The organism is Cobetia sp. PDI-23MA (genome assembly GCF_059507735.1).
In genome coordinates, this window is the sequence record NZ_CM183352.1 from 17,719 (window position 1) to 31,724 (window position 14,006).

General features: G+C 63.8%; 11 protein-coding genes, 1 other RNA gene and 1 pseudogene. 6 read left to right on the plus strand and 7 right to left on the minus strand.

The window, feature by feature from the left end:
* Positions 1–115 precede the first annotated feature (115 nt).
* The gene (locus tag AC5WNJ_RS00075) at positions 116–904 is read right to left on the minus strand and encodes a 3-deoxy-D-manno-octulosonic acid kinase (RefSeq protein ID WP_495930295.1); all 789 of its coding nucleotides are present in this window, start codon (positions 902–904) and stop codon (positions 116–118) included.
* Between AC5WNJ_RS00075 and AC5WNJ_RS00080 the strand changes: the two genes are divergently transcribed.
* Genes AC5WNJ_RS00080 through waaA form a run of 3 tightly spaced genes read left to right on the plus strand, consistent with a single transcriptional unit; the run spans position 903 to position 4,821 of the window.
* Positions 903–2,066 carry a glycosyltransferase family 9 protein gene (locus AC5WNJ_RS00080; RefSeq protein WP_084589231.1) on the plus strand — a complete coding sequence of 388 codons (1,164 nt, stop codon included), beginning with the start codon at positions 903–905 and terminating at the stop codon, positions 2,064–2,066. The genes AC5WNJ_RS00075 and AC5WNJ_RS00080 overlap by 2 nt on opposite strands.
* The gene (gene hldE / locus AC5WNJ_RS00085; protein ID WP_495930296.1) at positions 2,066–3,496 is read left to right on the plus strand and encodes a bifunctional D-glycero-beta-D-manno-heptose-7-phosphate kinase/D-glycero-beta-D-manno-heptose 1-phosphate adenylyltransferase HldE; all 1,431 of its coding nucleotides are present in this window, start codon (positions 2,066–2,068) and stop codon (positions 3,494–3,496) included. The genes AC5WNJ_RS00080 and hldE overlap by 1 nt, the downstream gene beginning before the upstream one ends.
* Positions 3,497–3,498: 2 nt before the next feature.
* Positions 3,499–4,821 carry a lipid IV(A) 3-deoxy-D-manno-octulosonic acid transferase gene (gene waaA / locus AC5WNJ_RS00090; protein ID WP_495930297.1) on the plus strand — a complete coding sequence of 441 codons (1,323 nt, stop codon included), beginning with the start codon at positions 3,499–3,501 and terminating at the stop codon, positions 4,819–4,821.
* Positions 4,822–4,970: 149 nt separating this feature from the next.
* Here waaA and AC5WNJ_RS00095 read toward each other — a convergent pair whose 3' ends face one another.
* Positions 4,971–5,747: a DeoR/GlpR family DNA-binding transcription regulator gene (locus tag AC5WNJ_RS00095; protein ID WP_495930298.1), complete on the minus strand. Its 777-nt coding sequence runs from the start codon at positions 5,745–5,747 to the stop codon at positions 4,971–4,973.
* Between the two features lie 319 nt (positions 5,748–6,066).
* On the opposite strand from AC5WNJ_RS00095, the pseudogene AC5WNJ_RS00100 reads away from it, so the two are divergent.
* Together AC5WNJ_RS00100 and AC5WNJ_RS00105 are read left to right on the plus strand one after the other, a co-directional pair.
* A pseudogene (locus AC5WNJ_RS00100) lies at positions 6,067–7,335 on the plus strand (NupC/NupG family nucleoside CNT transporter).
* A 350-nt stretch (positions 7,336–7,685) separates the two neighbouring features.
* Entirely contained in the window at positions 7,686–8,540 is an 855-nt protein-coding gene (locus AC5WNJ_RS00105) for an outer membrane protein OmpK (protein ID WP_176675841.1), read from the plus strand.
* 125 nt (positions 8,541–8,665) lie between these two features.
* Here the strand turns inward: AC5WNJ_RS00105 and AC5WNJ_RS00110 are convergent, their stop codons facing one another.
* Both AC5WNJ_RS00110 and rpiA read right to left on the minus strand, forming a co-directional pair.
* On the minus strand, positions 8,666–9,391 hold the full coding sequence (locus AC5WNJ_RS00110) for a DUF3157 family protein (RefSeq protein WP_495930299.1): 726 nt from the start codon (positions 9,389–9,391) through the stop codon (positions 8,666–8,668).
* 9 nt (positions 9,392–9,400) lie between these two features.
* Positions 9,401–10,072 (minus strand): ribose-5-phosphate isomerase RpiA, encoded by a 672-nt coding sequence (gene rpiA, locus AC5WNJ_RS00115; protein ID WP_054556388.1) that lies wholly within the window; start codon positions 10,070–10,072, stop codon positions 9,401–9,403.
* A gap of 237 nt (positions 10,073–10,309) precedes the next feature.
* Between rpiA and ilvA the strand changes: the two genes are divergently transcribed.
* On the plus strand, positions 10,310–11,833 hold the full coding sequence (gene ilvA, locus AC5WNJ_RS00120) for a threonine ammonia-lyase, biosynthetic (RefSeq protein ID WP_495931071.1): 1,524 nt from the start codon (positions 10,310–10,312) through the stop codon (positions 11,831–11,833).
* Positions 11,834–12,599: 766 nt separating this feature from the next.
* Here the strand turns inward: ilvA and AC5WNJ_RS00125 are convergent.
* The 3 genes from AC5WNJ_RS00125 to AC5WNJ_RS00135 form a co-directional block, all read right to left on the minus strand.
* A complete protein-coding gene (locus AC5WNJ_RS00125; protein WP_495930300.1) occupies positions 12,600–13,316 on the minus strand; it encodes a 5-formyltetrahydrofolate cyclo-ligase in 717 nt (238 codons plus the stop codon).
* 22 nt (positions 13,317–13,338) lie between these two features.
* Positions 13,339–13,521: non-coding RNA, 6S RNA (ssrS, locus tag AC5WNJ_RS00130), on the minus strand.
* A 73-nt stretch (positions 13,522–13,594) separates the two neighbouring features.
* Positions 13,595–13,972 (minus strand): cell division protein ZapA, encoded by a 378-nt coding sequence (locus AC5WNJ_RS00135; protein WP_064503224.1) that lies wholly within the window; start codon positions 13,970–13,972, stop codon positions 13,595–13,597.
* Positions 13,973–14,006 lie beyond the last annotated feature (34 nt).

Genomic DNA, 14,006 nt, shown 5'->3' on the forward strand with positions numbered 1-14,006 from the left:
AGGCGCCGATGGGATGCAGTGGCAGGCGGGAATCGGATGATGCGCTTGCCGACGATTCATCTCGCTATCCTACACTGCATGGGCGTCGATGCCTGCAGGGCGATACGCTGCAGGTTCAGGCGTGATAGGCGCTGCGAATACGGGCCAGGCACGCCGCGTGATGCGTCGGCGTGAAGCGCGCCAGTGAACGCCCCAAGCGGGAGAGATTGTTCTTGCGCCAGCGTGCGCCGGCAGGTGCCTCGGCATGCAGCTGGCAGCGGTCGAGATCGATCACGTAGACGCGTTCGTTTTCGTCGACCAGCAGATTGCGTGCATTGAGATCGACATGCTCAAGCCCCGCGTCATGCACGCCGCGGATGGCGTGGCCAGCCGTATCGAGCAGACGGAGCAGGGCTTCGGGCAGCTCGGCCCCGGCAGGCAGGCGCTGTGCTTCGAGGGCGATCAGGTCATCGGCGAAGGCGCGTGCGCCGGGAATCAGCACCGTGATCAGGGCGGCCTCGTAGGTCAGACCATGCCGCCACACGCAGGCACCGACGGGCTCTGGCACCGGCAGCCCCTGGCGATACAGACGCTCCGTCAGGCGCAGTTCGGCGAAGGCGCGGGTGCGCTCAAGGCCGGTGTAGAGGTAGCGCTGACTGGCGAGCTTCGCGATCAGGCCGCCGCGACGATAGGGTCGCAGTGCCCAGCGGCGGGCGGGGCTTTCCGTTGTCTGGACGGGTTGCAGTGCGGCCGGCAAACGACAGACATCGAGGAACAGACTCGCCCCGCGCCCCGGCGCTTCGCCGGTCACGGCGTCGTGTTGACGCCAGAACGATGGCATGAACCAGTCCGGCGTCATTTGTGGCGCTGTTTCGCCATCATATAGAATGTGGGCATTCTCATTTCGGAAAACTGCCATCCGCATGAAGCATCCTCTCCCTGCCCAGCCCGCACATATCTGCGTGCTCCGGCTCTCCGCTCTCGGCGATGTCTGCAATCTTGTGCCAACGGTACGCGCCTTGCAGCGTCAGTGGCCTGAGGCCCGCATTACCTGGATCGTCGGCAAGGGGGAGCACAGTCTACTGTCCGGCCTGACCGGGGTCGAGTTCGTGGTCTATGACAAGTCCACCGGCCTTGCGGGCATGCGCGCCATCTGGCGGCAGCTCAAGGACACACATTTCGATGTCCTTCTGCACATGCAGCAGGCGCTGCGTGCCAGCGCGCTGTCGCTGGGGCTCAAGGCCAAGGTACGCATCGGTTATGACCGTGCGCGTGCCAAGGATTGGCAGTACCTCTTCACCTCGCACCAGCTGGCGCCGCGTGAGCGCGCCCACGTGCTGGAGTCGTTCATGGACTTCGCGCGCACGCTGGGTGTCGAGGACTGCCGCCTCGACTGGCGTCTCGATGTGCCGCCCGAGGCCTACACCGAAGCCGCACGCGTCACCGGTGAGGCGCCGTATCTGATCATCAGTCCGTGTGCCAATCCGCGACTGCGCAACTTCCGCAACTGGTCGCCGGAAGGCTATGCGGCGGTCGTAGACCATGCCTGGCAGCAATATGGCATCCGCAGCGTGATGACCGGTGGCGGCAGCCCGCAGGAGCGTGAAATGGGCGCGCGCATCAAGGCGCTGGTCAGCGAAGGCGCGGTCATCGATGCCATCGGTGGCACCTCGCTCAAGGGCCTGCTGGCGATGATCGATCGCGCCGTGGCGGTGATCGCGCCGGATTCCGGCCCGGTGCACATGGGCAATGCGCTCAACACCCCGGTGATCGGTCTGTACGCCACCACCAATCCCGAGCGTGCGGCGCCGTACTGCTGGCAGCACCTGGTGGTCAATCGCTATCCGGACGCCGTGAAGACCTATCTGCACAAGCAGATGGACGAGATCAACTGGGGCCAGCGCGTACGTCATCAGGACGCCATGAGCCTGATTCGCGCCGAGGATGTCATCGCGCGCCTCGCTGAGCTGCTGGCGGACACCGATGGCGTCATTCGCGGCCAGAGCTGCGAACGTCTGCCGGTCGCGGCTGTCTCCTCTACGGATACCACTTCTTCCCAATCCCCCTCTGCACGCGGAGACGCCTGATGAAGCTTGATCTGACTGCGCTTGAACAGGCTCGCCTGCTGGTCGTGGGTGATGTGATGCTCGACCGCTACTGGCACGGTGGCACCTCTCGCATCTCGCCGGAAGCGCCGGTGCCGGTGGTACGGGTCGGCGAGAGCGAAGACCGCCCCGGCGGTGCCGCCAACGTCGCGCTCAACATCGCCTCGTTGGGCGCACATGCCACCCTGGCGGGCGTGGTCGGTGAGGATGACAACGCTGCCATCCTCACGCGCGCGCTGGAAAACGCCAATGTCATCACGCGCTTCCAGGCCAGTGACAGCGTGCCGACCATCACCAAGTTGCGTGTGATGAGCCGCAATCAGCAGCTGCTGCGCCTCGATTTCGAGGAGCCGTTGCACGAGGTGGACACCAGCGCGCTGGTGAGCCAGGTCGAGGCCGAGCTTGGCGCCAGTGGCGTGATGATTCTCTCCGACTACGGTAAGGGCTCGCTGAATCAGGTCGAGGCGCTGATCGCCGCCGCGCGTGCGGCGGGCAAGCGTGTGCTGGTCGACCCCAAGGGCAGTGATTTCTCGCGTTATCGCGGTGCCAGCATCATCACCCCCAACCTGACCGAGTTCGAGACCATCGTCGGGCCGTGCCGCAGCGATGAGGAACTGGCCGAGAAGGGCGAGGCGCTGCGTGCCGAGCTCGAGCTGGAAGCCCTGCTGGTGACCCGCAGCGAAAAGGGCATGACCCTGATCCGCGAGGGCTATCAGCCGCTGCACCTGCCGACGCATGCGCGTGAGGTCTACGACGTCACCGGTGCCGGCGATACCGTGATCGGCGTGCTGGGTCTGGCGCTGGCGGCCGGTCACGCCTTCCCGGAAGCCGTGATGCTGGCCAACCTGGCCGCGGGCCTGGTGGTCGCCAAGCCGGGTACCGCGACCCTGTCGGTGGCGGAGCTCTACACCGCGCTGCACGGCGACAAGCTGGCGGAATTCGGCGTGATCCAGGAGTCCTCGCTCATCCCGGCAGTGAAGGCCGCCCAGGCACGCGGCGAGCGTGTGGTGATGACCAATGGCTGCTTCGACATCCTGCACGCCGGTCACGTGGCCTACCTGCAGGAAGCGGCGCGCCACGGTGATCGCCTGATCGTGGCCGTCAACGACGACGACTCGGTGGCACGCCTGAAGGGGCCGACACGTCCGATCAACCCGGTGCTGCGCCGCATGCAGGTGCTGGCGGGCCTCGGTGCGGTCGCCTGGGTGGTGCCCTTCAGCGAGGACACCCCGGCACGCCTGATCGAGGCCGTGCTGCCGGATGTGCTGGTCAAGGGCGGCGACTATCGTCCCGAAGAGATCGCCGGGGGAGAGGCGGTGATCGCCAATGGCGGTGACGTCCGCGTGCTCGGTTTCGAGGACGGCGTCTCCACCACCGCGATGATCGCCACCATTCTCGATCGCGAGGACTAGGAGTGAGCCTTGTCCGTGGCCTATACAGCACCGCGCTGACCCTGCTGTCGCCCCTCATCTGGCAGCGGGTCTGGCGCGAGCACGATGCCGAGCATCCGCGCCTGGAGCGGCTGGGCATCATCCCGCCCACACCGAATACCACGCCCGACAGTGAGCGCCCCATCTGGCTGCACGCCGCCTCGCTGGGCGAGGTGGTGATGGTGGCGAGTCTTGTCGAGGCGCTGCGTCAGCGCTACCCACGGCGCCCGCTGGTGCTGACGACCATGACGGCCACCGGCGCTGCGCAGGCCGCACGTCTGCTGCACACCCCGCAGGGCTCGTCGGAGCTTGCCCCGGCCCGACACCATTACCTGCCGCTGGATTTCCCGTTGAGCGCGCGGCGCTTCGTGCGCCGGCTGCGTCCGGCGCTGGCGATCATGGTGGAAACCGAACTGTGGCCCAACCTGATGGCCGCCTGCGCGCGGGATGACATTCCGCTATGCGTCATCAATGGCCGCCTGTCACCGCGCGCCTTCCAGCGCTATCGCAGGATCGGCGCCCTGATGCGCGATAGCCTCGCCCATGTCAGTGGTCTGTCGGCCAAGTCGCAGCAGGATCTGGAGCGTTTCATGGCGCTTGGCCTGGTGCCCGCGCGTGGCACGGCCGTCGGCTCGCTCAAGTTCGAACTGGACATTGCTGAACAGGTCGTTGCCGACGGCCAGGCGCTGCGCCAGTCATTCACGCAGCGGCCGGTATGGATCGCCGCCTCGACGCATGACGGCGAGGACGGCCAGATACTCGCGGCGCATGCTGCGGTGCGTGACCAGCACCCTCAGGCCTTGCTGCTGTTGGTGCCGCGCCATCCGCAACGCTTCGAGGCAGTGGCCGTTCAGGCGGCGCAGTGGTGTCAGACGCGCGGCGAGAGCAGCCTGCGGCGCAGTGTCATGTCAGAGAGCGGCACCGATGTGGCTGATGCCGTATCGGTACTGGTCGGTGACAGTCTCGGGGAATTGCTGACGCTGTATGCGGCCAGTGATATCGCCTTCATCGGCGGCAGTCTGGTACCCATCGGCGGGCACAACCTGCTCGAGCCCGCTGCGTTGGGGCTGGCACTGCTGAGTGGCCCATCGCTGGACAACTTCAGCGAGATCGCCGAGGTGATGGCCGCGGAAGGCGCGCTTCAGGTCGTCGCGGATGACGCGGCATTGGCCGCAGCGGTGAATGCGCTGTTCTCGGATCAGGCCGCGCAGCAGAAGGCAGGTCAGGCGGCCAGCCAGGTCGTGGAGCGCAATCGTGGCGCGCTGAATGGCACCTTGGCGATGCTCGAGCACCACCTGCCGCTGTGACGTCCCCGCGCACGCAAAGTGTGCATTGACTGTCTGGTCAGACAGAAAGCGCCGCACAATCGTGCGGCGGTTATTCTATGTATCCAGGTGTTTGGCAGTGGTCTGGCGCTGCGAGTGGCCTGGCTCCTTCCTGCAAGACAATCAGCTGCTCAGCAGTCGACAAGCTCGGCCGTCACGCCCATTTCTGCCTCCAGCGCTCCCAGACAATCACGTGCGGCGGGGCTGGCATTGCTGATCACCACATCAAAGTCACTCAGCGGGGCGATGAAGGCGGGGCGCACCATCTCGAACTTGCGCGCATCGACGATCAGGAAGCGCTGCATCGCGCTTTCCAGAGCGGCCTGCTTGGCCGCGACCTCATGGAAATGGAAGCAGCTGACGCCTCGCTCGGCATGTACTCCGCCCGCCGAGAGAAAGGCCTTGTTGATGCCGAGACGGCGGATGGCCTCCGGCATGTCGGTGGCGGTGAATGACTGGGTGGCCGGGTGAAACAGCCCCCCCAGCATCACCAGCCGCACCCCGGGCAGATGGCCGACCGCATTGGCCACATTCAGGGCGCAGGTCACCAGGGTCAGCGTCTGCTGGCGGTCGATGGCGGCCGCCAGATGGACCAGCGTGGTGCCGCAATCCACGAACAGGGTGTCGCCATCCTCGATATGACTGGCCAGTTGCTGGCACAGCGCTTGCTTGATCGGGGCGCTGGCGTCGATCTCGCGATCCAGGCGATAGACGCTGCCGGCGGAGGAATCGACCAGCAACAGGCGGCCACCCAGAATTTCCAGCAGTCCGTTGCTGTGCGCCACGTCGCGACGAATGGTCATCTCCGAGACGGCGCATAGCCGTGCGGCGTCGCTGAGTTGCAGAGGGCTGCCTTCGCGCAGAATGGCCTGCAGGCGGTCGAGTCGGGCGGCGCTGTGATTGTTCATGCGGCTTTTGTCCTTTGGTGCCGGTTCCGATGAGGGAGCGTTGGCGAAAAACTGGGCTGAAGCGCCACGTCCCACGTCAGAAGCAGATGATAAACCACTGACACACAGGGAGAACCTCAAAACTGCCCCTGACATTGCCAGTCTGGCGCTGGAAGACAAGTGGACGTGAGGTAAAACGGACGTATTGACTATTTGGTCAGGTTGTGACTTTTTGAACATGGTGAGAATGCAGGATAACACTGCATGACGTTGATGACGGCGCATCGCAGCCCTGCAGGCAGCTTCTATAACAACCACAAGAACCCTCAGGATCTTCCCAATGAATCCCCTCATGAGTCTCGTCGGGATGGCTTCGCTCATCCTCATTGCCGTGGCGCTGTCGTCGAATCGACGCGCCATTCGCCTGCGCACCGTGGGTGGTGCCTTTGCCATCCAGCTGGCCATCGGCGCCTTCGTGCTCTACACCTCCTTCGGCCAGGGAGTGCTGGCCGGTGTCTCCGGTGCCGTCAGTCAGGTGGTCAACTATGCCGATCAGGGCATCAACTTCCTGTTTGGCAGCCTGGCCAATCCGGGCAGTGGTGTCGGCTTCATCTTCGCGGTCAAGGTGCTGCCGATCATCATCTTCTTCTCGTCGCTGATCGCGGTGCTCTACTACCTCGGCATCATGCAGTGGGTGATTCGCCTGCTGGGTGGCGGCCTGCAGCGTGTGCTGGGCACGTCGCGTACCGAGTCGCTCTCGGCCACGGCCAACATCTTCGTCGGTCAGACCGAGGCGCCGCTGGTGGTCAAGCCGTATCTGGCCAGCATGACGCGCTCCGAGCTGTTCGCGGTGATGTGCGGTGGCCTGGCCTCCGTCGCCGGTTCGGTGCTGGGCGGCTATGCGGCGCTGGGCATTCCGATGGAGTACCTGGTGGCGGCATCGTTCATGGCCGCGCCCGGCGGGCTGTTGTTCGCCAAGCTGCTGTTCCCGGAGACGGAGAAGCCGGACGACTAGATCGCCGTCGCGGATGCCTCGCTCAAGGATGATGATGCGCCTTCCAATGTGCTGGACGCCGCGGCCTCCGGCGCATCCTCCGGCCTCAAGCTGGCGGCCAATGTCGGGGCGATGCTGCTGGCCTTCATCGCGCTGATCGGCCTGATCAACGGCATTCTCGGCGGCGTGGGTGGCTGGTTCGGCATGGACACGCTGAGTCTCGACATGATTCTCGGCTGGTTGTTCGCGCCGCTGGCCTTCCTGCTGGGCGTGCCGTGGAGCGAGGCGACCCTGGCGGGTTCCTTCATCGGCCAGAAGCTGGTGGTGAACGAGTTCGTCGCCTACATCAATCTGGCGCCCTACCTCAGCGGTGACAGCATCGTGGCGGCCACCGGCGCGGTGATGACGCCCTACACCATGGCAGTGCTGTCGTTCGCGCTGTGCGGCTTCGCCAATCTGTCGTCGATTGCCATTCTGCTGGGGGGGCTGGGTAGCCTGGCACCGACACGCCGTCATGAGATCGCAAGCCTGGGGCTCAAGGCGGTACTCGCCGGCACGCTGTCCAACCTGATGTCGGCGGCGATTGCCGGTTTCTTCCTGGCGCTGGCGGCCTGATACATGTCTCGCGCTCCGCCCGGTCAGTCGACGGGAGCCATCCTGCCGGCATGCGTCGGCGGCAAGCTAAAAAACATCGGGACGTCAGCTCGGGAAAGCCGGGGGTGACAAGGTGCCTGACGAGAGTGTGAAAAGGTTCACATTGTCGTCGATGGCACGTTGATCATCCCTGAAATGTCGCTCTGTCGTTTTTGCGAGGAAGTGCTAACATCGCCGCCTTTCCGGAGGACTGGGCTCCTGCGAGTTTCACTCCCGCGCCTTCGTCGGACTTCATAGCGACAAGACCCGCTCAGCGGGCAAGACCACAAGAATTCGAACAGTCTCAACATTCAGGACAGGATCGTTACGCGATGACCATGCTCAAGACCCTCGCGGCCAGCACTCTGGCTGCCACCACGCTGCTGACTGCTGCCGCTCCGGCGCAGGCGACTGACTTCAATGGCGATATCCACGCCAATGATTACAAGTGGCTGACCTTCAACCTGATGCGCAGTGAAGACAACCGCCTGCCGTTCCGCAACAGCGAAGATACCTACCTGGAGATGGAGTTCGGCGGCCGCTCAGGCATCGTCGATCTCTACGGGTATGTCGACTTCTTCGACCTGCTGGACGACAGCTCGGATGACCTGAATGACGGCGACAACTTCTTCGCCAAGCTGGCGCCGCGCTTCTCGCTGGACGCCATGACCGGTTATGACCTGTCGTTCGGCCCGGTGGATGAGCTCTACATCGCCACCGTCACCAACATCGGTGACAATGGCGCATTCGGCGGTCTGTGGGAGCACTACGTTGGCTTGGGCAGCGATGTGCAGGTGCCGTGGTTCGGCAAGATGGGCTTCAACCTCTACGCGCGTTACGTGCGTGAGAACTACGGCGGTGAAGATGAGAGCAAGTGGGACGGCTACATGGCCTCCACCAACTGGTTCAAGCCGTTCGTCAACTTCGATGATGGCAGCTTCGTCGCCTATCAGGGCTATCTGGACTACAAGTTCGATGCCGATGAGGTGGGCAGCCAGGCGGGCCGCAGCGTCAACAGCATGGAGTGGTTCAATGGCATCTACTACCACACCCAGCGCTATGCGATCGGCTATGGTCTGAAGTACTACAACAACATGGCGTTCTTCACCGATGGCTCCACTGCCACCGGCGTTCGCCAAGACACCACCGGCTTCGGCAACTACTTCAGCATCAACTACAAGTTCTGATCACCGCATCGCTCTCGCTGGGCGACCGGCGCTAAAACAGAAACGGGAAGCCCTCAGGGCTTCCCGTTTTTCGTCTGGCTGCTGTGGTATCTGACACCTGGGATCCGGCATCCGGCATCTGGTGATCAGCGGAACTCCACCTCGGTGACTTCCACGCGCACCAGCTGGCGTGACCACTCACCCTCCGGCAGCGAGACGCGCACTTCGCGGCTATCGCGTGTCTGGCCGGGGCGCAGGTAGGTCTGGGGCAGACGATATTCACCGACCCACAGTGGCACCTCACGCGTCGCGAGCAGATGGCCATCATCGGCATACAGGCGGAGTCTGGCCTGCACGCCGATGACACTCTGGCCGGCCGTGTTGTCGAGGCTGAACTGCAGAAGCGCCTCGTCATCCTCTTCGCTCACCGAGGACAGACGCGCGACCAGACCATCGCGGTGGCCTTCACTCAACAGGCGCGGATTGGCCAGCGCGCTGCGGTTGAGGCGCGACGCGCTGTCAGGTGCTGCGTTGCTGGCGCTGGCGGCGGCCGCTCCGGCTGATGGTGAGGCCGAGTCGTCAGCCGGAGTGACCGCCGCCGTCACCGGCACGGCCGTCGAGGTCGGCACCAGCGCGTTGCCAGCGCCAGCTTCCCCGGATGGGTGTGTGGCCGGGGGGGAAGCGGCCTGCACCTCATCCAGCTGATATTCCCAGCTGTGGTCCGGCTTGAGCAGGATCCTGACGCCACTGTCGAGCGTCACGGTGACGGGCTGGCTGATCGGCAGACTATCGGCCAGCGCCAGCGGACTTGTGCCTGCTGCCAGCAGCAGTGCGGTCGCCAGGCGCAGTCGTGGGCGCAGATTCATCGTCATGCCAGCTCCTCAGGCAGTGATGCGTTCGACGCCACTTTCGCGTCCCACCAGCAGCACATCAGCACCGCGTGCCGCGAACAGGCCGTTGGTGACGACACCGACGATGGCATTGATGCGCGCTTCCATGGCGATCGGGTCCTCGATCAGGAAGTTGTAGCAATCGAGGATGCGGTTGCCGTTATCGGTCAGCACGCCATCGCGGTAGACCGGGTCGGCGCCCAGCTTGACCAGCTCACGCGCGACATAGGAGCGCGCCATCGGAATGACTTCCACCGGCAGCGGGAAGCCGCCGAGAATATCCACCTGCTTGGAACCATCGGCGATGCACACGAAGCGCTCGGCGCAGGCCGCGACGATCTTCTCGCGGGTCAGCGCGGCGCCGCCGCCCTTGATCATCGCCAGGCGCGGGTCGATCTCGTCGGCACCATCCACGTAGACCGGCACGGTGCCGACATGGTTGAGTTCGAAGACGTCGATGCCATGGCCCTTGAGGCGCTCGGCAGTGGCTTCGGAGCTGGCGACGGCGCCGGCGAAGTCGTGGCGCACTTCCGCCAGCGCATCGATGAACAGATTGGCCGTCGAGCCGGTGCCGACGCCGATGATGGTGTCGCGGCTCAGCAGTGGGCGAATCTCGTCAAGGGCGGCGCGGGCCACGGCCTGCTTCAGCTCATCCTGGGTCATGTGATACCTCGGGTCGGTGGGGCGGTGGTGAAAGTGGGCATTGGCGCGGTCTTCCCCGCGTGGCCAGCAGTTTACCGCCGACAGGCACTGGAAAACGGCTTGACGTGAAGCGCAACGCCGGAAAACGCCACATTATAACGGCAAACCCGGCGATGGCGCTGGACGCTCTCGCCAGCGGTCTGATAACAATGGGGGTTCGGTCGCGCTCATGCGGCCCGCGCTGTGACACATCAGGACATTCCTATAATGCTCGAACATTACATCAAGAAAATCCTGTCGGCTCGTGTCTACGAAGCCGCCCATGAAACTCCGCTCTCACCGGCACCCTTGTTGTCGCGTCGTTTCGGCAATCACATCTTCATCAAGCGTGAAGACCTGCAGCCTGTCTATTCCTTCAAGATTCGCGGCGCCTACAACAAGATGGCCCAGCTGACGGATGAACAGAAGGCGTGTGGCGTGATTGCGGCCTCGGCCGGCAATCATGCGCAGGGCCTGGCGATGGCGGCCAAGCTGATGGGCGTCAAGGCAGTGATCGTGATGCCGCGCATTACGCCGGAAATCAAGGTGCAGGCCGTGCGCGAGCGCGGCGCGCGGGTGATTCTCAAGGGCGACGCCTTCCCCGAGGCTCTGGCCCACGCGCGTACCCTGATGGACGAGCACGGCTATACCTTCATTCCGCCCTATGATGACCCGGATGTCATTGCCGGCCAGGGCACCGTCGGCATGGAAATCCTGCGTCAGCATCCCGGCAAGATCGATGCGATCTTCGTGCCGGTCGGGGGCGGTGGCCTGATCGCCGGGGTCGCGGCCTACGTGAAGTACCTGCGCCCCGAGATCCGCGTCATCGGGGTCGAGGCGGAAGATGCCGCCTGCCTCAAGGCCGCCATGGAAGCCGGCGAACGCGTGGTGCTGGACCAGGTCGGCGTGTTCGCCGAGGGCGTGGCGGTCGCGCAGATCGGCGCGGCACCGTTCGAGCTCATCCAGCACACCGTCGATGAGGTCATCACCGTCAATACCGATGAGATGTGTGCGGCGGTCAAGGATATCTTCGAGGATACGCGCGCCGTCTCCGAAACCAGTGGCGCACTGTCACTGGCGGGCCTCAAGAAATACGTCCAGCAGTCAGGCGCGGAAGGGGAGACGCTGGTCTGCATCAACTCCGGCGCCAACACCAACTTCGATCGCCTGCAGCACATTGCCGAGCGCACCGAGCTGGGCGAGCAGCGTGAGGCGATTCTGGCCGTGACGCTGCCGGAGCGCCCGGGGGCCTACAAGCAGTTCTGCAAGGTGATCGGCAAGCGCATGGTCACCGAGTTCAACTATCGCTATGCCAACCCGGAGGAAGCGCATGTCTTCGTCGGCGTGCAGGTCAAGCCGGGCGGTGAAGACCGCGCTGCTGTGGTCGAGAAGCTGCGTGAGGTGGGCTATGCGGTGGAAGACCTGACCGACAACGAACTGGCCAAGTTGCACACGCGTCATCTGGTCGGTGGGCGCACGACCAGCGATCTCGAGGAAGAGGTCTATCGTTTCGAGTTTCCGGAGCGTCCCGGCGCCCTGATGAATTTCCTCACCCACCTGCCGGCGGACTGGAACATCTCGCTGTTCCACTATCGTAACCACGGCGCGTCGCATGGGCGGGTGTTGATCGGCATGCAGATCCCCAATGGCGACCGCGCGCGGGTCGAGGAATATTTCAATGAGATCGGCTATCGCTTCTGGAAAGAGAGCGACAATCCCGCCTATCGCCTGTTTCTGTCCTGAGCGAGGCAAGCGATGGGGCGATGATGGCTATATGAGTCATTTGCGTTGAAGGCGGCGAGCTGAGGCGCAGCTCATCATGCTGCATTGGTCATATTCGTGGAAAGAAAAGCCCCGGCCTTCGCGTGGAAGGTCGGGGCTTTTTCATGCGTATCCGGCGGGCATGCCGCAGGAAATTCCACATTTCATGCCAAGCGCGAAAAAGAACGGTGTTTCTGGATGAAGCTCTTGTCGGCTGGGGTGACCAGACATCAAAAGCTGCGTGGAAAAGCGTCCATTCAAACGATTGCATGGTGATTGTCATACAGAAGTCAGATGCCTATCATCTGGTCACTGTCAGGAAGACAGTCATCGACAACCGTCACGCGAAAGCCACTGACGATATAAGAAGAAGCCCGCTCTCATGAAACGTAAGCCCGATCTGGTCATGGCCCTGGTATTCATTTTCGGGATTGGTGTAGTGGCAACCGGCTACGCCCAGACCGTAATGGGTTCCTGAATCCTGCGCTGCTGCCCTCACCGGCGGTAGCGGTGCTGCTGGCGTCAGTCTCTGGCGCCACGCACCCATGCCATGACCCTCCTGCCAGGCTTTCCAGCGTTTCTGCTCCCAGCTTTCCAACTTTTCTGCTCCCGGCTCCTCCTCAGCTTGACGCCTCGTCTGGCTTCGCTGTGCTGCTGCTTCGCCTCCTCACAGATAGCCTCTTTCTGCCTGCCTTCACCCTCGACATCTCGCGGTCGTGCCATCGATCTCGTCATAAAGCCCAGCGCCTCATTCGGCACGGGCAGGGCGCACGACTTCGCGATCACTGACGATGGCGTCCAGCGGGACATCCCAGGGCTGTACCGGCAGGGCGGGGACCTTCTGACAGTGGTGAGCGAGACCGATCAGCAGCGGCCTTGGGCCGGGGCGGCGGGTAAAGGCGAAGCTGCGATCGTAGAAGCCGCCGCCCATGCCGATGCGAGCCCCGCGCCCATCGAAGCCGACCAACGGCATCAAGACAACATCCAGCGCCCAGGCAGGCAGGCGCCGCACCCTGGAAGCCCCATGACGGGTGTCCGGTTCGGCGATGCCGAAGCGGTTGCTGACCAGGGGTGTCTGATCGTCGTAGCGCACGAACCATAGCGAATTGGCCGCGAACGGACGCAGTACCGGCAGATAGACCTTCGCCCCTCGTCGCTGTAGCCAATCGCACAGACGCGTGGCATCGATCTCGCCATCGTAGGGCAGATACAGGGCGATGTGGCGGGCGCGCAACAGTTCCGGCAGCCGTTTCAGCTGACGCAGGAGCGCATCTTCGGCTTGCAGGCGAATGGCAGGGGGTAGCTGACGGCGGCGTTGGCGCAGCAGACGGCGAAGCGCACGACGGTCGGCCTGAGGGTGATCAAGCTCGCTGGGCAGCGCCCAGAGCGTGGTATCGAGTGCTGCAGAAGGGAGTGGCGAGCGTGGGCTCGCGGGTGCGGCATAGACCGCGGGGGGCTTGTGCATGCCTGACAATCTCCGTCAGACAGGGTTCTCCAAGGTGCCGGTGTTACCGGGGGCCCTTGAACCCAGCGGTTCAAGGTGGGTAGTCCCGCGCAGCGCATCAGGCGTTCCGACGCACGGACATGCACACAGCACTGCGCAGTGGACTCCCTGGGAATAGCTTATAAGCTCGAGGGACATCGGCAACTGTCGTACACCCCAGAGAACCCATTCAGTTTACCAAACCCCGCCTGCCTGCCCAAGGGCTAATCCTGTCGGGAACAATCTGTTGCCTGAATGTATCAGTTGTTTGATTCTGAAGCGTTTTTACGCTCAGCGGCGCGCGCCTTCGCCTGATCGGCATAGTCGGCTGGCAGCTGACTGAGCGCGGCATCCAGTTGACGGTCCAGCGCGGTGAGGCGAGTCTCGAAGTCGCGCTGCAGGGCGCGCTCGCTGTCACGGCTGTTGATCAGCTCATGCGAGATATTGAGCGCGGCCATCAGGGCGACCTTGTCGGCGCTGATGGTGTTGCCGCGCTGCTGGATGCCTTGCATGGCGAGATCCAGATAAGCCGCCGCACGGGTCAGGCCATCTTCCTCGCCGGGCTGACAGCTGACGGTATAGCTGCGGCCGAGCAGGCTGATCTCGGTGGTATTGCGTGGGGTGGCGGAATCGCTCATGTAGATCCTCTCGGGCCTTGTCCGGCGTCATCCA

Bases quoted from the DNA above. Each gene is read 5' to 3' on its own strand.
- AC5WNJ_RS00080 (WP_084589231.1), top strand. From the start codon at position 903: ATGAAGCATCCTCTCCCTGCCCAGCCCGCACATATCTGCGTGCTCCGG.
- AC5WNJ_RS00075 (WP_495930295.1), bottom strand. From the start codon at position 904: ATGCGGATGGCAGTTTTCCGAAATGAGAATGCCCACATTCTATATGAT.
- hldE (WP_495930296.1), top strand. From the start codon at position 2,066: ATGAAGCTTGATCTGACTGCGCTTGAACAGGCTCGCCTGCTGGTCGTG.
- AC5WNJ_RS00095 (WP_495930298.1), bottom strand. From the start codon at position 5,747: ATGAACAATCACAGCGCCGCCCGACTCGACCGCCTGCAGGCCATTCTG.
- AC5WNJ_RS00105 (WP_176675841.1), top strand. From the start codon at position 7,686: ATGACCATGCTCAAGACCCTCGCGGCCAGCACTCTGGCTGCCACCACG.
- AC5WNJ_RS00110 (WP_495930299.1), bottom strand. From the start codon at position 9,391: ATGACGATGAATCTGCGCCCACGACTGCGCCTGGCGACCGCACTGCTG.
- rpiA (WP_054556388.1), bottom strand. From the start codon at position 10,072: ATGACCCAGGATGAGCTGAAGCAGGCCGTGGCCCGCGCCGCCCTTGAC.
- AC5WNJ_RS00125 (WP_495930300.1), bottom strand. From the start codon at position 13,316: ATGCACAAGCCCCCCGCGGTCTATGCCGCACCCGCGAGCCCACGCTCG.
- AC5WNJ_RS00135 (WP_064503224.1), bottom strand. From the start codon at position 13,972: ATGAGCGATTCCGCCACCCCACGCAATACCACCGAGATCAGCCTGCTC.